At 62.6% G+C, this 18,026-nt stretch carries 20 protein-coding genes; 12 read left to right on the top strand and 8 right to left on the bottom strand.

The features are described 5' to 3' along the window. Nucleotides 1-150: 150 nt before the first annotated feature. From P3T21_RS15945 to P3T21_RS15935, 3 genes are all read left to right on the top strand, one after another. A complete protein-coding gene (locus P3T21_RS15945; RefSeq protein ID WP_429256879.1) occupies nt 151-900 on the top strand; it encodes an electron transfer flavoprotein subunit beta/FixA family protein in 750 nt (249 codons plus the stop codon). A gap of 31 nt (nt 901-931) precedes the next feature. Next, a complete protein-coding gene (locus P3T21_RS15940; RefSeq protein ID WP_429256947.1) occupies nt 932-1,867 on the top strand; it encodes an electron transfer flavoprotein subunit alpha/FixB family protein in 936 nt (311 codons plus the stop codon). Between the two features lie 107 nt (nt 1,868-1,974). Further along, on the top strand, nt 1,975-3,762 hold the full coding sequence (locus P3T21_RS15935; RefSeq protein ID WP_429256878.1) for an acyl-CoA dehydrogenase: 1,788 nt from the start codon (nt 1,975-1,977) through the stop codon (nt 3,760-3,762). Between the two features lie 169 nt (nt 3,763-3,931). On the opposite strand, the gene P3T21_RS15930 is transcribed toward P3T21_RS15935, so the two are convergent. Beyond that, on the bottom strand, nt 3,932-5,218 hold the full coding sequence (locus P3T21_RS15930) for a D-amino acid dehydrogenase (RefSeq protein WP_429256877.1): 1,287 nt from the start codon (nt 5,216-5,218) through the stop codon (nt 3,932-3,934). Between the two features lie 146 nt (nt 5,219-5,364). Here P3T21_RS15930 and P3T21_RS15925 point away from each other — a divergent pair, with 146 nt between their 5' ends. After that, complete coding sequence (locus P3T21_RS15925; protein WP_429256876.1) at nt 5,365-5,853, top strand: Lrp/AsnC ligand binding domain-containing protein; 489 nt, start codon at nt 5,365-5,367, stop codon at nt 5,851-5,853. Nucleotides 5,854-5,940: 87 nt separating this feature from the next. Beyond that, nucleotides 5,941-7,089: a PA0069 family radical SAM protein gene (locus P3T21_RS15920; protein ID WP_429256875.1), complete on the top strand. Its 1,149-nt coding sequence runs from the start codon at nt 5,941-5,943 to the stop codon at nt 7,087-7,089. Between the two features lie 24 nt (nt 7,090-7,113). Here the strand turns inward: P3T21_RS15920 and P3T21_RS15915 are convergent, their stop codons facing one another. Both P3T21_RS15915 and P3T21_RS15910 read right to left on the bottom strand, forming a co-directional pair. Beyond that, the gene (locus P3T21_RS15915; protein ID WP_429256874.1) at nt 7,114-7,581 is read right to left on the bottom strand and encodes an NINE protein; all 468 of its coding nucleotides are present in this window, start codon (nt 7,579-7,581) and stop codon (nt 7,114-7,116) included. 164 nt (nt 7,582-7,745) lie between these two features. Continuing rightward, nucleotides 7,746-8,810: a PQQ-dependent sugar dehydrogenase gene (locus tag P3T21_RS15910; RefSeq protein ID WP_429256946.1), complete on the bottom strand. Its 1,065-nt coding sequence runs from the start codon at nt 8,808-8,810 to the stop codon at nt 7,746-7,748. A gap of 269 nt (nt 8,811-9,079) precedes the next feature. On the opposite strand from P3T21_RS15910, the gene rpsP reads away from it, so the two are divergent. From rpsP to P3T21_RS15880, 6 genes are all read left to right on the top strand, one after another. After that, nucleotides 9,080-9,334 carry a 30S ribosomal protein S16 gene (rpsP, locus tag P3T21_RS15905; RefSeq protein ID WP_006476550.1) on the top strand — a complete coding sequence of 85 codons (255 nt, stop codon included), beginning with the start codon at nt 9,080-9,082 and terminating at the stop codon, nt 9,332-9,334. Nucleotides 9,335-9,439: 105 nt separating this feature from the next. Further along, on the top strand, nt 9,440-10,135 hold the full coding sequence (gene rimM / locus P3T21_RS15900) for a ribosome maturation factor RimM (protein WP_429256873.1): 696 nt from the start codon (nt 9,440-9,442) through the stop codon (nt 10,133-10,135). Between the two features lie 41 nt (nt 10,136-10,176). Beyond that, complete coding sequence (gene trmD, locus P3T21_RS15895; protein ID WP_429256872.1) at nt 10,177-10,956, top strand: tRNA (guanosine(37)-N1)-methyltransferase TrmD; 780 nt, start codon at nt 10,177-10,179, stop codon at nt 10,954-10,956. Between the two features lie 156 nt (nt 10,957-11,112). Further along, entirely contained in the window at nt 11,113-11,499 is a 387-nt protein-coding gene (gene rplS / locus P3T21_RS15890; protein ID WP_429256871.1) for a 50S ribosomal protein L19, read from the top strand. Nucleotides 11,500-11,604: 105 nt separating this feature from the next. Continuing rightward, nucleotides 11,605-12,285, top strand: coding sequence for a CoA pyrophosphatase (locus P3T21_RS15885; protein WP_429256870.1), 681 nt, complete (start codon nt 11,605-11,607; stop codon nt 12,283-12,285). Between the two features lie 115 nt (nt 12,286-12,400). Further along, complete coding sequence (locus tag P3T21_RS15880) at nt 12,401-13,339, top strand: CobD/CbiB family protein (RefSeq protein WP_429256869.1); 939 nt, start codon at nt 12,401-12,403, stop codon at nt 13,337-13,339. A gap of 79 nt (nt 13,340-13,418) precedes the next feature. Here P3T21_RS15880 and P3T21_RS15875 read toward each other — a convergent pair whose 3' ends face one another. Genes P3T21_RS15875 through P3T21_RS15865 form a run of 3 tightly spaced genes read right to left on the bottom strand, consistent with a single transcriptional unit; the run spans nt 13,419 to nt 15,960 of the window. Next, complete coding sequence (locus P3T21_RS15875; protein WP_429256945.1) at nt 13,419-13,739, bottom strand: DUF2007 domain-containing protein; 321 nt, start codon at nt 13,737-13,739, stop codon at nt 13,419-13,421. 23 nt (nt 13,740-13,762) lie between these two features. Then, nucleotides 13,763-14,704, bottom strand: coding sequence for a ribosome small subunit-dependent GTPase A (gene rsgA / locus P3T21_RS15870; protein WP_429256868.1), 942 nt, complete (start codon nt 14,702-14,704; stop codon nt 13,763-13,765). Beyond that, nucleotides 14,701-15,960 (bottom strand): M48 family metallopeptidase, encoded by a 1,260-nt coding sequence (locus tag P3T21_RS15865; RefSeq protein WP_429256867.1) that lies wholly within the window; start codon nt 15,958-15,960, stop codon nt 14,701-14,703. The genes rsgA and P3T21_RS15865 overlap by 4 nt, the downstream gene beginning before the upstream one ends. A gap of 169 nt (nt 15,961-16,129) precedes the next feature. Here P3T21_RS15865 and orn point away from each other — a divergent pair, with 169 nt between their 5' ends. Continuing rightward, nucleotides 16,130-16,747 (top strand): oligoribonuclease, encoded by a 618-nt coding sequence (gene orn, locus P3T21_RS15860; RefSeq protein WP_429256866.1) that lies wholly within the window; start codon nt 16,130-16,132, stop codon nt 16,745-16,747. Between the two features lie 24 nt (nt 16,748-16,771). Here orn and mog read toward each other — a convergent pair whose 3' ends face one another. Beyond that, complete coding sequence (gene mog / locus P3T21_RS15855) at nt 16,772-17,392, bottom strand: molybdopterin adenylyltransferase (protein ID WP_429256865.1); 621 nt, start codon at nt 17,390-17,392, stop codon at nt 16,772-16,774. Then, nucleotides 17,373-17,981 carry a ribosome biogenesis factor YjgA gene (gene yjgA / locus P3T21_RS15850; protein ID WP_429256864.1) on the bottom strand — a complete coding sequence of 203 codons (609 nt, stop codon included), beginning with the start codon at nt 17,979-17,981 and terminating at the stop codon, nt 17,373-17,375. The genes mog and yjgA overlap by 20 nt, the downstream gene beginning before the upstream one ends. Between the last annotated feature and the right edge of the window lie 45 nt (nt 17,982-18,026).

Raw genomic sequence — 18,026 nt, 5'->3', positions numbered from 1 at the left:
TTCGGGATTAAAATAGAACGATCGTTCGCTATTCCTGTCGTGCCGTGAAGGAGCGATATTCTCGATGCAAGCAGCCCGCGGGCGGGTGCCGCGAAGGCAGTCGCTATAATGACCGTTGGGTTGACGTATTCGTAACTTTGGAGCGTGTGCATGAAAATCCTGGTGCCAGTCAAGAGAGTGGTCGATTACAACGTGAAGGTCCGTGTGAAGTCGGATGGCACGGGCGTCGACATTGCCAACGTCAAGATGTCGATGAATCCGTTCGACGAGATCGCGGTGGAAGAAGCGGTGCGTCTGCGCGAAGCAGGCGTGGCGACGGAAGTGATCGCGGTGTCGTGCGGCGTGACGCAATGTCAGGAAACGCTGCGCACGGCGCTCGCGATCGGCGCGGATCGCGCGATCCTGATCGAGTCGAACGAAGACCTGCAGCCGCTGGCGGTGGCCAAGCTGTTGAAGGCACTGGTCGACAAGGAACAGCCTTCGCTGGTGATCCTCGGCAAGCAGGCGATCGACGACGACTCGAACCAGACCGGCCAGATGCTCGCCGCGCTGGCGGGTCTGCCGCAGGCCACGTTCGCGTCGAAGGTGACGGTGGCCGACGGCAAGGCGACGGTGTCGCGCGAAGTGGATGGCGGTGCGGAAACGCTGTCGCTCACGCTGCCCGCTGTTGTGACCACCGACCTGCGCCTGAACGAGCCGCGTTACGTGACGCTGCCGAACATCATGAAGGCGAAGAAGAAGCCGCTGGAGACGCTCAAGCCCGAGGACCTCGGTGTCGACGTCACACCGCGCCTGAAGACGCTGAAAGTGGTCGAGCCGCCCAAGCGCAGCGCCGGCGTGAAGGTCGCCGACGTGAAGACGCTGGTCGAGAAGCTGAAGACCGAAGCCAAGGTGCTTTGAAGAATACGCGGAGACGGACGAAATGACGAATCTGGTTAATCTGGTAATAGCAGAACACGACAGTGCATCGATCAAGGCGGCGACGCTGAACACGATCGCAGCCGCACAGAAGATTGGCGGTGACATTCACGTGCTGGTCGCGGGCCACAACGCGCAGGCTGCTGCTGAAGCCGCAGCGAAGATCGCCGGCGTGAACAAGGTCTTGCTGGCCGATGCTGCACAACTCGAAGCGGGTCTGGCAGAAAACGTCGAAGCGACGGTGCTGAACATCGCGAAGGACTATACGCACATCCTCGCGCCGGCCACCGCCTACGGCAAGAACATCGCACCGCGTATCGCCGCGAAGCTGGACGTCGCGCAGATCAGCGACATCACCGCAGTGGACAGCGCCGACACGTTCGAACGCCCGATCTACGCAGGCAACGCCATCGCCACCGTCCAGTCACAAGATGCGATCAAGGTGATCACGGTGCGCACGACCGGCTTCGACCCGGTGGCGGCAGAAGGCGGCAGCGCAACGGTCGAGAAGATCGAAGCGGCGGCAGACAGCGGCCTGTCGCAATTCGTGAGCCGTGAAGTGACGAAGCTGGACCGTCCGGAACTGACCTCGGCGAAGATCATCGTCTCGGGTGGCCGCGGTCTCGGCAACGGCGAGAACTACACGAAGGTGCTGGAGCCGCTCGCGGACAAGCTGAACGCCGCACTGGGCGCCTCGCGCGCGGCGGTCGATGCGGGCTTCGTGCCGAACGACTACCAGGTCGGCCAGACCGGCAAGATCGTCGCGCCGCAACTGTACGTCGCGGTGGGCATCTCGGGCGCGATCCAGCATCTGGCCGGGATGAAGGACTCGAAGGTGATCGTGGCGATCAACAAGGATCCGGAAGCGCCGATTTTTAGCGTCGCTGATTACGGTCTGGTGGGTGACCTGTTCACGGTCGTGCCGGAACTCGTGAGCGAGCTTGGCTGACGACGTATGAACAGCGTCTTTTAACAAGGCGTCTGGCAGTACACGAAAGGGGCGAGGACCTGTGGTCCGGCGCCCCTTTTTCACACAGCAGACAGGAGGAGACAGACATGTATAACGCGCCTATCAAAGACATGCTGTTCGTGATGAAGGAACTGGCCGGTCTCGACGACATCACCGCGTTGCCCGGCTTCGAAGACGCCAATCTGGAAACAGCACAGGCCATCCTCGAAGAATCGGCGAAGCTGTGCGGCGAAGTGCTCGCGCCGCTGAACGTCGAAGGCGATCGCAACCCGAGCGCCTGGAAGGACGGCAATGTCACCGCGACGCCTGGCTTCAGGGACGCCTTCCGCCAGTTCAGCGAAGGCGGCTGGCAGGGCGTGCAGCATCCGCTCGACTACGAAGGCCAGGGCTTGCCCAAGCTGATCGCGACGCCGTGCGTCGAGATGCTCAACGCGTCGAACCTGTCGTTTGCGCTGTGTCCGCTGCTGACCGACGGCGCAATCGAGGCATTGCTCACCGCCGGCACCGAAGCGCAGAAACAGACCTACGTGCCGAAGCTGATCTCCGGCGAGTGGACGGGCACGATGAACCTCACCGAGCCGCAGGCGGGCTCCGATCTGGCGCTGGTGCGCACGCGCGCCGAACCGCAGGGCGACGGCTCGTTCAAGCTGTTCGGCACGAAGATCTTCATCACGTGGGGCGAACATGACATGGCGAAGAACATCGCCCATCTCGTGCTGGCGCGCACGCCGGACGCGCCCGAAGGCGTGAAGGGCATTTCACTCTTCATCGTGCCGAAGTTCCTCGTCAATGAAGACGGCTCACTGGGCGAGCGCAACGACGTGCATTGCGTGTCGATCGAGCACAAGCTCGGCATCAAGGCGAGCCCGACGGCGGTGCTGCAGTTCGGCGATCACGGCGGCGCGACCGGTCACCTGATCGGCGAGGAGAATCGCGGCCTCGAGTACATGTTCATCATGATGAACGCGGCGCGCTTTGCGGTCGGCATGCAGGGCGTGGGCGTGTCGGATCGCGCGTACCAGAAGGCGGTCGCGTATGCGAAGGATCGCGTGCAGAGCCGCCCGGTGGACGGCAGCGCGAAGCAGCCGGTGTCGATCATCCATCATCCGGACGTGCGCCGGATGCTCTCGACGATGCGCGCGCTCACCGAAGGCGCGCGCGCACTCGCCTATGTGGCGGCCGCGCATTGCGACATCGCGCATCGTCATCCGGATGCCGCGCAGCGTGCGGAGCATCAGGCGATCTACGAATACCTCGTGCCGGTCGTGAAGGGCTGGAGCACGGAGCTCTCGATCGAGGTGACGAGCCTCGGCGTGCAGGTGCACGGCGGCATGGGCTTCATCGAGGAAACGGGCGCCGCGCAGTATTACCGCGACGCGCGCATCCTGCCGATCTACGAAGGCACGACGGCAATCCAGGCGAATGACCTGATCGGCCGCAAGACGGTGCGCGATGGCGGCGCGGTGGCAAAGGCGCTGCTCGCGGGCGTGGCGCAGACGATCGAAGCGCTGGGTCAGCACGACGCGCCTGCGTTCCGTTCGATGAAGCGGTATCTGGAGCAGGGTCATCGCTCGCTGGCGGCGGTGGTCGGGTTTGTCGTCGCGAACACGAAGACCGATCCGAATGCGGTGTTTGCCGGCAGCGTGCCGTATCTGAAGCTTGCGGGCATTGTGCTGGGCGGCTGGCAGATGGCGCGTGCGCTGCTCGTCGCCGCGGAAAAACGCGGCGAAGATCCGGCGTTCTATGGCGCGAAGATCGCGACCGCGCAGTTCTTTGCCGAGCATGTGCTGCCGCTGGCATCGGCGCTGGAAGCGTCGATCGTGACGGCGAAGGGCGGTGAGGGTGTGCTGGGGCTGTCGGAGGATCAGTTCTGATTGCGCCTGGCGATTCTGCCGCGGTGATAGCGACGCGACTCTGCCCGCGTGACCTGGGTTGAACGTCCGCAAAAGCAAAACGGCGCCTCATCTGAGGCGCCGTTTTGCTGTCGACGCTTCGAACCGCGTCAATCGTTGCCGGCGGGCCGCCGGCAATCACGCGAAACCGTTATGCGTAGGCCGGACGAGGCGTGCCGCCCGTCTCGCCGAGATAGCGATGCACGGACAGATCGCCCGACTGGATCGCCGGCTGCTTGCCGGAGATCAGGTCGGCGAGCAGTTGACCCGAGCCGCATGACATCGTCCAGCCGAGCGTGCCGTGTCCCGTGTTCAGAAACAGGTTCGGCACCGGCGTGCGGCCAACAATCGGCGTGCCGTCCGGTGTCATCGGGCGCAGGCCGGTCCAGAAGGTCGCCTTCGACGTATCGCCGCCGCCGGGGAACAGATCGTTCACACACGTTTCGAGCGTTTCGCGACGCGCCTGACGCAGTGATCTGTCGAAGCCCGCGATTTCGGCCATGCCACCGACACGGATGCGGTCGTCAAAGCGCGTAATCGCGATCTTGTAGGTTTCGTCGAGCACAGTCGACACGGGTGCAGCCGCCGCATCGACGATCGGTGCGGTGATCGAATAACCCTTGAGCGGATAGACCGGAATCTTCACGACCTCGGCGAGGAAGCGCGTTGAGTACGAGCCGAGCGCAACGACGTAGCTGTCAGCGAGCACCAGTTCGTCGCCACATTTCACGCCGGCGATGCGGCCGCTGGCCATCGCGAGCGCATCGATGGGCGTGTTGTAGCGGAATTTGACGCCGAGTTCTTCGGCCATCGCGGCGAGACGCGTGGTGAACAACTGGCAGTCGCCGGTTTCGTCGCCAGGCAGACGCAGACCGCCGGTCAGCTTGTGCGATGTAGCGGCCAGAGCCGGTTCGACGCGTGCCAGTTCGGCCGGCGTCAGCAGTTCGTACGGCACGTTCGCATCCTTCAGCACGGCGATGTCTTTCGCGGCGCCGTCGAGTTGCTGTTGCGTGCGGAATAGTTGCAGCGTGCCGCCGGTACGGCCTTCGTACTGGATGCCGGTGTCGGCGCGAAGCGCCTGCAGACAGTCGCGGCTGTATTCGGCGAGGCGAACCATACGCCCCTTGTTGGCGGCGTAGCGCTCAGTCGTGCAGTTCTGCAGCATTTGCCACATCCACTTCAACTGGAACTGCGTGCCGTCGAGACGGATAGCGAGCGGCGCGTGCTTCTGGAACATCCATTTGACAGCCTTCAGCGGCACGCCAGGCGCCGCCCACGGCGCAGCGTAACCGGGAGAAATCTGCCCCGCATTCGCGAAACTCGTCTCGAGCGCAGGACCGGGCTCACGATCGATCACGGTCACTTCGTGACCCGCGCGCGCAAGGTAATACGCGCTCGTGACGCCAACGACACCACTGCCCAGAACGACGACTCGCATAACTACTCCAGTAAGGTCGAGAGGCTGACGGCATCGAAATGTTCGATTAATGACGGATTACGCAGTCAACCCAGTGTTAACCGCTATACTATTGGGCATCTAGTAGGTTTTGTTATTGTATTTTTCGGATTTTCAGTAGAAAAACCATGCGAACACAACGTCAACCGATCCGCGCCCTCGACAAGCTCGATCACCGCATCCTGAAACTGCTTCAACAGGACGGGCGGATGGCGATGAAAGACCTGGCGGAGCAGGTCGGGCTGTCGGTGACGCCGTGCATCGAACGCGTCAAGCGCATGGAGCGTGATCGCGTCATCATGGGTTACTACGCGCGCGTGAACCCGGCCGAACTGGGCGCGGCGCTGCTGGTGTTCGTCGAGATCACACTCGATCACAAGAGCGGCAACATGTTCGACCAGTTCCGCCGCGAAGTGCAGAAGATTCCGGAGGTGCTCGAATGCCATCTGGTGTCGGGCGACTTCGACTATCTGATCAAGGCGCGGATCGGCGAAATGGCCGACTACCGGAAGCTGCTCGGCGACATCCTGCTGCAACTGCCGGGTGCGGTTCAGTCGAAGAGCTATGTCGTCATGGAAGAAATCAAGGAAACGCTGACGATCCCCGTCGGCGAATAGGTTTTACCTGGCCGTTCGGTCAGCCTCGACAAACGTCGCAGATACTGTATATTTATACAGTATCTGCGACGTTTTGCTTTCTGTGCCGTGACCGATTCCGCCGACGAATATCCGATCGCCCCACCGGCACCCCGCAAGGGGCGCGGCGCGGTGTCGAACCTGCAGGGCCGCTATGAAGTCGACCAGCGCGAAGCGTTCGATGACGGCTGGGTGCTGTCCCCCGCAGATGAGGAAAGCGGCACGCCCGCATTGCGCACGCAGGTCTTCGAGGAGCGGGCGAAATCGATCCTGACGCGCAATGCTTCGCCGGACATTCCATTCAGCGTGTCGCTCAATCCCTATCGGGGCTGTGAACACGGATGCATTTATTGCTTCGCGCGCCCCACGCATAGCTATCTGGGGCTTTCGCCCGGGCTGGATTTCGAGAGCCGCATCTACGCCAAGATCAACGCGCCGGAACTGCTTGAGCGGGAGATATCGAAAAAGTCGTACGTTCCGGAGCCGATCGCATTGGGCGTGAATACCGATGCGTGGCAACCGGTGGAGCGTGACCTGCGCTTGACCCGTGGTGTCATCCAGGTGCTACACGATCGTGGACATCCGTTTGCGGCGATCACGAAGTCGTCGCTGATCGAGCGCGATCTCGACCTGCTCGCGCCAATGGCCGCGCGTGGTCAGGTGATGGCCGCCATTACGATCACGACGCTCGATGCCGACATCGCCCGCACGCTGGAGCCGCGCGCCGCGACGCCCGCGCGACGGTTACGCACAGTCAAAACGTTGAGCGAGGCGGGGGTGCCGGTGGGCGTCAGCATCGCGCCGGTGATTCCGTTCATCACCGAGCCGGATATGGAGCGCGTGCTGGAAGCGTGCGCGGAGGCGGGCGCGTCGTCCGCCAGCTTCATTGTGCTGCGGTTGCCATGGGAAGTCGCGCCGCTATTTAAAGACTGGCTCGCCGCGCATTTTCCGGATCGCGCCGATCGCGTGATGAGTCGTGTGCGCGACATGCGCGGCGGCAAGGATTACGACGCGTCGTTCGCGACGCGGATGAAAGGCGAAGGGCTGTGGGCGGATCTGCTCAAGCAGCGCTTTCACAAGGCTGCCCGGAAGCTGGGTCTGAACGAGCGGCAACGCGGCATTCTGGATATGTCGCTGTTTCGTCCCGCTGGGTCTCGTTCTGCTGAGCCGCTCGCGCGGCCGGCCGCCCCGGAAAATCCCCAGCTCGATCTGTTTTAGGTCGTTTGGAAGGGGCCAGACGCGTCATTGCGAAAGCGTTTTCGCCGCCTGGACCTGCGACTCGAAGTATGTCTGGAACGAAAGCGCGAGTCCCGTCATCAGCAGAAACGCGCCGATCAGCAGCGAGAAGATGACGATGAAGATCACGGTCCAGCCCGAGCGGCTTTGTTTCCCGGTCTGTGCATTGAACTGCGCGTCCCATTTTTCATCGGGGCGCAATCCGTAGACGATCGCCGCGAGGAACGCTGCGAGAAGGGAGATTGCGCCGGGAAACACGAGGATCCAGCCGAGGGTCGACGCGCGTTCGGTGGCGGCGAGCAGCATGTAGCCCGGAATGCCGATCAGCGTGCCGAGCAGATGCGCCCAGCCGTACACGTCGCGCATGCCATACAGATAGAAGCGATGCGCGCCCAGACTGCCGAAAAAGAAGGCGAGCGCTGCGGTAATCGTCTTGGATCTGAAGCGTGGGGAAAGCGAGGCGACAGTGGACATAGGCGAAGGCTGGGTTTCACAAACAACAGGATGGACGCGTCAGGCGCGCATGCCGCGGCGGGTGCGCGGGCCGACGCGCATTCTACGCCCCACGCGCGTCGCAGGTCACGTTGGCCTTATCGCCCCTGGCGCCCCTGGCGCCGGCGGGTGTCTGCGCGTTCGGCTCAAGGCGTCGACCAGGTCACGCGATAGATCGCGCCGGCGTAGTCGTCGCTGATCAGGAGCGAGCCGTCGGGGAGCGGCAGCACGTCGGCGGGGCGGCCCCAGACGCTTTCGTCCGGCATCAGCCAGCCCTGGGCGAACACTTCCTGGCGCGGGTTGCTGCCGTCCGCGTTCACAATCACGCGCACGACGCGGTAGCCGATCTTCCTGCTGCGATTCCACGAGCCGTGTTCGGCGATGAAGATGTTGTTTCGGTAGTCGGCGGGGAACATCGCGCCTGTATAGAAGCGCATACCGAGCGCCGCGACGTGCGCGCCGAGCTTCGCGACCGGCGGCGTGAAGCCGCTGCACGGATGATCCTTGCCGAATTCCGGGTCGGCGATATCGCCTGCGTGACAGAAGGGGTAGCCGAAGTCCATCCCGGCGCGCGGGGCGCGATTGAGCTCGTCGTCGGGGCGATCGTCACCGAGCATGTCGCGGCCGTTATCGGTGAACCACAATTCGTGCGTTGCTGGATGCCAGGCGAATCCGACCGTGTTGCGGACGCCGCGTGCGATCGTTTCATAGTGGCTGCCATCCGCATCCATGCGGCCGAGCATGGCGTAGTGGTCGCGGTCGGGAAGGCAGATGTTGCAGGGCGCGCCCTGCGGCACATACAGTTTGCCGTCCGGGCCGAACGCGATGAATTTCCAGCCGTGGTGGTGCTCGGTGGGCAACTTGTCCGTGACGACGACTGGCTTCGGCGGATCGGCCAGATGGTCGTCGATCGCATCGAAACGCAGGATTTTCGACACCGCTGATACGTAGAGCACGCCGTCGCGCCACGCAACGCCCGCCGGCGTGTCCAGTCCGGACGCGATCACGTGACGGGCGGCGACTCGCCCATCATGCAGTTCGAGGGCATAAACGTAGCCGTCGAAGCTGCCCGCGTACAGAATGCCTTTTGGTGAAAAAGCCATTTCGCGCGCGGAAGGCACGTTGTCGGCCAGAATCTCGATGTGAAATCCCGGTGGCAACCTGATCCGGTCGACTGGCGGAGGCGCGGCGATCGCATCCATAACGGCCATGCTGCCTAGCAGAAATGAAACTGCCAGCAGCAGGCCATATCGCCCGCAGGCGTGCATCGACCGGGTCGCGAACATCGGACGAAAAGCAGTTTTCATGCGCCTCCCGCATGGATAATCGGGCGATTTCCCTGCCACTGCGTTGCAGACGATGTCCGCCCGTCGCAACCGCGCTTTGCAGTTTATCCTCGTAAGTGTTTGTTATGGCGTTGCTTTCCGGCTATAATCTCGCGTTTCAGTGGTTCCGAACCCCGGATTTCAAGGATTCCAGTATGGTCATCATCCGCTTGGCTCGTGGCGGCTCCAAGAAGCGCCCGTTCTACAACATCGTCGCAACCGATTCGCGTAACCGTCGTGACGGCCGCTTCATCGAACGCGTTGGCTTCTACAACCCGGTCGCAACGAAGGGTGAGTCGCTGCGTATCGCTCAAGACCGCCTGACGTACTGGCAAGGTGTTGGCGCGCAACTGTCGCCGACCGTCCAGCGTCTCGTGAAGGAAGCGCAAAAGGCGCAGCCGGCTGCTTAATGGTAGCTAGCATGCGCATCGCGGGCGTGTCGCGCGAACTGTGCGGCGTGCCGGATGCGCACGTATTTTCTGAAGTTGGCTTGAAGCTGGCTGTGAGGTTTGCTGATGTCCGCGCGTGATTCCGACGGCTCAGGCCGTACTAAAGCCGCGAACCGTGGCGAGGCTTCATTTGGCGCCTTCGTTCGCAAGCCGGTAGAGCGGGCTGCGCCGGCAGCGGCGGGTTCGGGTGCGGCAGAAATGCGCGCTGAATCGGCGGAGAGCTGGCCCGACGACGCTGTTGAAGTTGGCGCGATCGTCGACGCATACGGCCTCAAGGGTTGGGTGAAGGTGGCCGCGCATGCGGACGCCGGACGAGGCGGCGACGCCTTGCTGAGCGCAAAACGCTGGTGGCTGATGAAAGGCCGCGAACGTCGCTCGGCACCTGTGCTGCAGTCGAAGATACATAGTGACAGCATCGTTGCCCATCTGGGCGGCACGACTGACCGTGACGTGGCGTTGTCGCTGCGCGGTCACAGCGTGTACGTGCGTCGCAGCGACTTCCCGGCGCTCGAAGCCGACGAATTCTACTGGGTCGACCTGCTCGGCCTGGATGTCGTCAACGAAGCCGGCGTCGCGCTCGGCAAAGTAGCCGACATGATCGACAACGGTGCGCATTCGGTACTGCGCATCGAGTACCCGACTACCGGGAAAGACAGCCAGCCGGTTACCGGCGAGCGTCTGATTCCGTTTGTCGGCGTCTACGTCAAAACGGTGGATCAGGCGGCGAAGAAGATTGTCGTCGACTGGGAAGCTGATTATTAAACGCGGTACCGGCAATCATGGTGCCGGGCACGATTCGCTGAATGGGGGGAGCGGTGCAGTTCGATGTCGTCACGCTCTTTCCTGACATGTTTCGCGCATTGACCGAATGGGGTATCACCAGTCGGGCAGCGAAGCAGCAGCGATACGGTTTGCGTACGTGGAATCCGCGCGATTTCACGACCGACAACTACCGTACCATCGACGATCGGCCCTATGGTGGCGGTCCCGGGATGGTCATGCTCGCAAAGCCGCTCGAAGATGCGATTGGCGCAGCGAAAGCCGCGCAGGCGGAGCAGGGTGTGACCCGTGCGCGCGTCGTGATGATGTCGCCGCAGGGTGCAACGCTCAATCACGATCGCGTGATGCAGTTCGCGCAGCAACCAGGTTTGATCCTGCTGTGCGGTCGCTATGAAGCGATCGACCAGCGTTTGATTGATCGGGTTGTCGATGAAGAAGTGAGTCTTGGCGATTTCGTACTGTCCGGCGGTGAATTGCCGGCGATGGCGTTGATGGATGCCGTCGTGCGTCAGTTGCCGGGCGTGCTGAACGACTCGCAATCGGCTGTGCAGGACAGTTTCGTCGATGTACTGCTGGATTGCCCGCACTACACGCGTCCCGAAGAATACGACGGCGTGCGTGTTCCCGATGTGCTGCTCGGCGGCCATCATGCGGAAATCGAACTGTGGCGTCGGCGTGAAGCGTTGCGCAATACGATGCACAAGCGTCCCGATCTGATCGATCGCGCCAGAAAGAACAAGATGTTGAGCCGTGCCGATGAGGCATGGCTTGCAAGTCTCGCGAAAGAAGCCTCGAAGGCGTAAGCCTTCGTGATTCCGAGTGAGCACCAGGCGGTGTCGCGCATGCGTGTGCGGCACCAGATGTGAACCCATCCTCTATCGGGGCCGTAGCCGCGCGCACAAGGCAACCCCTACGCAAGGCAGGTACGAACGCCGACAAGATGGACTTAGGAGTCAGTGATGAATCTGATTGCAAAACTCGAGCAGGAAGAAATCGAGCGCGCGCTCGCAGGCAAGACCATCCCCGAATTCGCCCCTGGCGATACGGTGATCGTGAGCGTGAACGTGGTTGAAGGCACGCGTAAGCGTGTGCAGGCTTACGAAGGCGTCGTGATTGCCAAGCGCAATCGTGGCCTCAATTCGGCGTTCATCGTCCGCAAGATTTCGTCGGGCGAAGGCGTTGAGCGTACGTTCCAGACGTACTCGCCGCTTTTGGCAAGCATCGTCGTGAAGCGGCGTGGCGATGTCCGTCGCGCGAAGCTGTACTACCTGCGCGATCGTTCGGGCAAGTCGGCCCGGATCAAGGAAAAGCTGGTCTCGAAAGACCGTGCTGCTTCCCAGGCCTAAAACCTGTAAGAGCTGTAAGAAAAAGCACCCTTCGCGGGTGCTTTTTTCTTTGGTACGTCAGAATAGCGATATGTCCAATCCATTCGCCCGTTTTCGGGAATCCCGTTGACCCGCCCCGTATTTGAACCCGAAGCCCTGCCTGTCGAATCGACCGGTGTCCATCTGCCTGCGGTTGCGCCTGAACGTCTGACGCCCGATGGTCTGCGCATGCGTTTTGAGGAAAGCCTGGAGTGGGCGCCGGAGCCGGTAGTGGAAACGCGTCTGCGAGAAGGCGATCCGCGGCTCGCTGCGGTACTGGTGCCGCTCGTCGTGCGCGACCAGGGGCTCACTGTGCTGTTGACGCAGCGCGCTGACCATCTCAACGATCACGCTGGCCAGGTCAGTTTTCCGGGCGGCCGACAGGAAACATACGACGCGAACGCGACGGCCACTGCATTGCGCGAAGCTCAGGAAGAGGTCGCGCTCGACCCGAAGCGCGTCGAGGTGCTCGGTTCGCTGCCGGACTACCTGACGGGCACGGGTTTTCGCGTGACACCGGTGGTCGGTCTCGTGCATCCGCCATTCACGGTCGAAGCAGATACGCTCGAAGTTGCAGAAATCTTCGAAGTGCCGCTCGCCTTTCTGATGGACCCGGCGCGTCACGAGGTCCGCGTGTTTCGTTGGGAGGGCGGTGAGCGTCGTTTTTTTGCGATGCCTTATCCGCGCAGCGAATCGGACGGTCATCACTTCATCTGGGGTGCAACGGCGGGCATGTTGCGCAATTTCTATCGCTTCCTCGCGGCCTGACCCAATAGACCGGCTCACGCGGCAAGCGTTTGCGCCCTTTGCACGCTCAGGCTCATCCGACCCTGTGCTATCGTTACAAAACAACCGCATAAACCCGAATAGCACGGCGCACCGCATGACATTTTTCTCCGTATTGCTGGCTCTCATCATCGAACAGTTACGCGCGCTGTCGCCCAACAATCCGGTGTCGGCGCTGCTTCAGTACCATGCGGAGTCTGCCGCGCATGGTTTCGATGCCGGCAAGCAGAAGCACGGAATCCTCGCCTGGCTTGTCGTCGTGCTGCCCTGGACGCTCTTCGTTGGCGTTGTCTACTACGTGCTGTACGAGATCAACTTCGTGCTCGCGTTCCTGTGGAACGTCGTGATCGTGTACTTCACGCTCGGTTTCCGGCAGTTCAGCCACTATTTCACCGACATTCATCTCGCGCTCAATAACGACGACGTGCCGCGCGCCCGCGAAATTCTCAATGAATGGACGGGCCTGGAGACGGTCGATATGCCGGTCAGCGAAATTGTGCGTCACACGCTGATTTACGCGGTGATCGCATCGCACCGGCATGTGTTCGGCGTGTTCTTCTGGTTCCTCGTGCCGGTCGGGCCTGCAGGCGCGGTGCTGTACCGCATCGCCGAGTATCTGGCGCGGACGTGGTCGAAGCCGGCCGACGACCGCACACCGGCGTTTTCCACCTTCGCGCAGCGCGCGTTCTTCGTGATCGACTGGGTACCGGCGCGGCTGACGTCACTGGGCTTTGCGATCGTCGGCAACTTCGAGGATGCGATTTATGCGTGGCGCAATCATGCGCGTCAGTGGCCCGATGCCAACGATGGCGTGCTGCTCGCAGCCGGTAGCGGGGCGCTCGGTGCACGTCTGAGCGGACCGCTTGCCGAACCGTCGAGCCTCGACGCACTTTCCACCGGCGACGGCGGCCCGATGCAGGTCGGTGACGACTGCACGCCCCGCACGCTGCAATCGGCGGTTGGGCTTGTGTGGCGGGCGGTCATCCTGTGGATGATCATTCTGCTCATGCTGACAATCGCGGTCTGGCTTGCCTGAGTTTCGCGGCGTACCCACCATTTTGCAAAGCAAAAGAGGCCGGAATCTGAACTGATCCCGCGGCGCAGCGCAGCGAGGATCAGCCGTTCAGCGGATCCCGAGCCGTCCCGCATTGCCAGCACACCGTGAACTGCGCCTCGAGTGTCTCGCCGCACTGGCCGCAACGCCATGTCGGTGCGCCGTCAGCGGGTCCGCGGGACGCCGCTTCGATCAATCTACGTGCAAGCGCTTCGTCGCGTTCATCGACAAGCCACAACTCCGGCGCGCACTGGTCCGCCGGAATTTCGCCGAGCGCGCCATTCAGATAGCGGTTATGCAGCTGGCATGTAATGCCCGCCGCCGACAGCACGTTGATCCAGTGCTGTCCGATCAACACGTTCGGTGCGCGCATCAGTTTCATCATGGCGGGTCGGGCGTCGGCTGTCAGCGAACGATCTGACTGGCTTCGTGGACGAGTTGCGCGTAAAGCGCATGACGTTCACGCGCGATGCGGTCATCGGCGACGGCTTCGAGGATCGCGCAGCCGGGTTCGTGCAGATGGTGACAGTTGTAGAAGCGGCAATCCGCGAGCAGCGGACGGAATTCCGGAAACGCGCGCTCGAGACGCCCCTCGGTCAGATGATGCAGACCAAATTCCTGGAAGCCCGGCGAGTCGGTGAGCGACCCGCCGTCGGGCAGCGGATAGAGGCGAGTGTACGTCGTCGTATGGCGGCCGCTGTTGAGTGCCGTCGAAATTTCACGCGTCGCGACTTCGGCGTTCGGTACGAGCAGATTCACGAGCGTCGATTTGCCCATGCCGGACTGGCCGAGCAGCAGCGTCGAATGGCCGTTCAGATGCTTACCGAGCGCCGCACGGGCTTGATCGGGTTGCGTCCTGATCGACACTTCCACCACCGGATAGCCAAGTTCGCGATAGCGCGCGAGCCGCGCACGGGCGCCGGGCAACGCCGCCTCGACATCGGTCTTGTTCAGCATGATCAGGGGCTTCAGTTCGTTCGCCTCGGCGGCAACCAGCGCGCGGCCAAGCAGGTCCTCGCTGAAATGCGGCTCGGTCGCCAGCACGATCAGCAGCTGATCGAGGTTTGCGGCGAAGAGCTTCGACTTGTACTGATCCGACCGGTAGAGCAGGTTGCGCCGCTCGTCGATGGCGACGATCACGCCCTGGTCTGCTGATGCGGCTTCGTAAGTCACGCGATCGCCAACGGCGACCTCGCTTTTCTTGCCGCGCGGGAAGCATTGCAGCGGCGCGCCGCCGTCGTCCGGCACGACGAGGTAGTGGCGGCCATGCGCCGCGACGACGAGTCCGTGTACTTGCTTCTGCGCGCTGGCCGCGGCGCGGGCCGCTTTCGGCGAACGGTCGCTCATGCGTGTCGCAGCAGGCGGTCGATCCGCTGCGACGCCGGCGGATGCGAGTAGTAGAAAGCGGTGTAGAGCGGGTCGGGCGTGAGCGTGGACGCGTTATCCTCGTACAGCTTGACGAGCGCGTTGACGAGGTCTTTGGCATCCGTCTGCGTGGCGGCAAATGCGTCGGCCTCGAACTCATGCTTGCGCGAACTGAGGCTGCCAAGCGGCGTCACGAAGAACAGGAACACGGGCACGGCGAGGAAGAACAGCACGAGCGCAAGGCCGCTATTGCCGCCCGTCAGCGAAGGCCGCACGCCGAGCCCTTCGTAGAACCACACACGTTGCGACAGCCAGCCGAGGAGCGCGAGCATCACGAGGCTGATCGCGAACGTGACCACCATCCGCTTGATCACGTGGCGACGCTTGAAGTGGCCCAGTTCATGCGCGAGCACGGCTTCGATCTCGTTACCCGAGAGGCGCGCAAGCAGCGTGTCGAAGAATACGATGCGCTTGGCTGCGCCGAAGCCCGTGAAATACGCGTTCCCGTGTGCCGAACGACGGCTGCCGTCCATGACGAAGAGACCCTTGGCGGCGAAGCCACAACGCTTCATCAGGGCCTCGATGCGGCTTTTCAGCGCTTCGTCCTTCAGCGGTTCGAACTTGTTGAAGAGCGGCGCGATGAACGTCGGATACAGGATCAGCACGAGCATCTGGAACGCGACCCACACGATCCACGTCCACAGCCACCACAGGCTGCCCGCCTGGTTCATCAGCCACAGCACGACGAACAGCAATGGCAGACCGAACGCGACGCCCAGCAGTGCGCTCTTGATACGATCGGCGAAGAAGATGCGCCGGCTCATCCGGTTGAAGCCGAAACGGTCTTCGATGACGAACTGACGGTAATAGTCGAACGGTAGATCGATCACGCCCGTGATCGCGACCACCGCCGCGACCAGCGCAATCTGCCCGCCGTAGCCACGACCGAGCCAGTCGGTCATACCAAGATCCAGCGCCTGGACGCCGCCAAGCAGCGTCAGCCCGATCAGCACCGCGGCGCTAACGACGACTTCGACCATCGTCAGGCGCGTGCGCTCGACGGTGTAATCGGCGGCACGCTGGTGCGCCGGCAGTGGAATGGTCGTGGAAAACTGCGGCGGCACCTGATTGCGGTGCGCCGCCACGAAGCGGGTTTGCCGCGACGCGAGCCAGAGTTTGGTTCCGACCATCGCCACAACGGCGATCACGAACAGAACGGTGAAGTACAGGGTAGGCATCCGGGGATCCGTGGTATCTATGCGAGAATTATATGTTTCTTCCCGCCGGCTGGCGGGTTGTGCTTATACGAACTGTTTCAACGGCGTTCGGGCGTGCCGGGCGAAGTGCACGCAGCAACGTCAACTCACCTCCACCCGCGTCCAACGCCTGACAACCAAGGTTGCCTTCATGACTGACACCCTCGACGCCGCTGGCCAGACTCCGCTCGTTCGCAGCGACATGAATCTCATCTGGCTCGACATGGAAATGACAGGCCTCGAGCCGGACACCGACCGCATCATCGAGATCGCCGTCGTGGTGACCAATTCCACGCTCGACAAGTTGATCGAAGGCCCGGTGATCGCCATCCATCAGAGCGACGAAACGCTCGCAAAAATGGACCAGTGGAACCAGAACACGCACGGCCGCTCGGGCCTGATCGACCGTGTGCGCGCGTCGACGGTCAGCGAAGCCGAAGCGACCGAACAGATCCGCGCGTTCCTCGGCGAGTTCGCACCGCCGGGCAAATCGCCGATGTGCGGCAACTCGATCTGCCAGGACCGCCGTTTCATGGCGCGCTGGATGCCCGACCTCGAGCGCTTTTTCCACTACCGCAACCTTGACGTCAGCACGCTGAAGGAACTGTGCCGCCGCTGGCAGCCTACGATCTACAAAGGCTTCCAGAAGCGCGCGATGCACACGGCGCTCGCCGACATCCATGAATCGATCGACGAGCTGAAGTATTACCGCGAGCACTTCCTGATTCCAGAGGCCAGCGCGCCCGGCGCTGCCGCCGTCGCGATCTGACTTTCCGTCCCGCGGTCTAAAAGCCTACCGGGGAGCGCGCTGTGCGCTCTTCGGGCGGAACGCCTTCACCACGTCCGGGTTCGTCTCCACATACGGGCCGCCGATCAGATCGATGCAGTAGGGCACCGCAGCAAAAATGCCCGGCACGGTCACGGCACCCGCCTCGTCGCGCAGACCTTCCAGCGTTTCCCTGATCGATTTCGGCTGACCGGGCAGATTGACGATCAGCGCGGCGTGCTCCGCTGTTTCGCGGACCACCGCGACCTGCCGCGACAGGATCGCGGTCGGCACGAAATTCAGGCTGATCTGCCGCATCTGCTCGCCGAATCCCGGCATTTCCTTCGTTCCCACCGCCAGCGTCGCTTCCGGCGTGACGTCGCGCCGCGACGGGCCGGTGCCGCCCGTTGTCAGCACCAGATCGCAGCCCGTTTCATCGACCAGCGCAACGAGCGTTGCCGAAATGGTGGCGGCGTCGTCCTGAATCAGCCGGGTTTCGACGCGCCACGGTGAGGCGAGCGCAGTGCCCAGCCACGCCTGTAACGCCGGAATGCCCTTGTCTTCGTAGACGCCCGTGCTCGCGCGGTCGCTGATCGACACGAGGCCGATCAGGATTTCGTCAGGGTGGTTACGCTTCGGTGTCGTCATCGTCGTCGTCCTCGCGGGCGCCGTCGGCTTCATCGTCGTCGTCGCCGGTTTTGCTCGCATCCTTGATCCACTGGAACAGTTCGCGGAAATAGCGCGGCGGCCTCGCCTGCTGCTGCTCTTTACGTGCGTTGCGGATCAGCGTGCGGCCTTCCTGCGGGTCGGCGGCCGGGTGCTGGCGGATGAATTCGGTCAGCGCCGCGTCGTCGGCAAGCAGCTTTTCGCGCGTGCGTTCGATCCAGTGCAGGCGGGCCGTTTCAGCCTTGTTGACACCACGGTAGCTATCCAGTGCGGTGCGCAGCGCGGCGGTTTCGGTATCCAGCAGCCCGCGCATCACGCGGCCGACGTACTGCACCTGCCGGCGCTTGCCTTCGTGATCGGTAATGCGGCGAGCTTCGCGGACTGCGTCGTTCAGCGCTTCTGGCATCGGCATGCGCTTGAGCGCGTCTTTCGGCAGCGCGATCAGTGCTTCGCCCAGTTCCTGCAGCGCGTGCATGTCACGCTTGAGCTGCGATTTGCTGGGACGGTCATACCCGTTCTCGTCGACTTCCGGAGCGGGTTGCATGGGTTGAGTGCGGGTTTTGCGTGTCATGCCCATATTGTAACGTGCCGTGCCGCGCAAACCCCTATGCCGGAT

It is taken from the genome of Paraburkholderia sp. GAS334, assembly GCF_050436625.1.
In the GTDB taxonomy this organism is placed as follows: Bacteria; Pseudomonadota; Gammaproteobacteria; order Burkholderiales; family Burkholderiaceae; genus Paraburkholderia.
The sequence above is the reverse complement of the archived record's forward strand: the minus strand, read 5'-3'. Positions and strand labels throughout refer to the sequence as shown.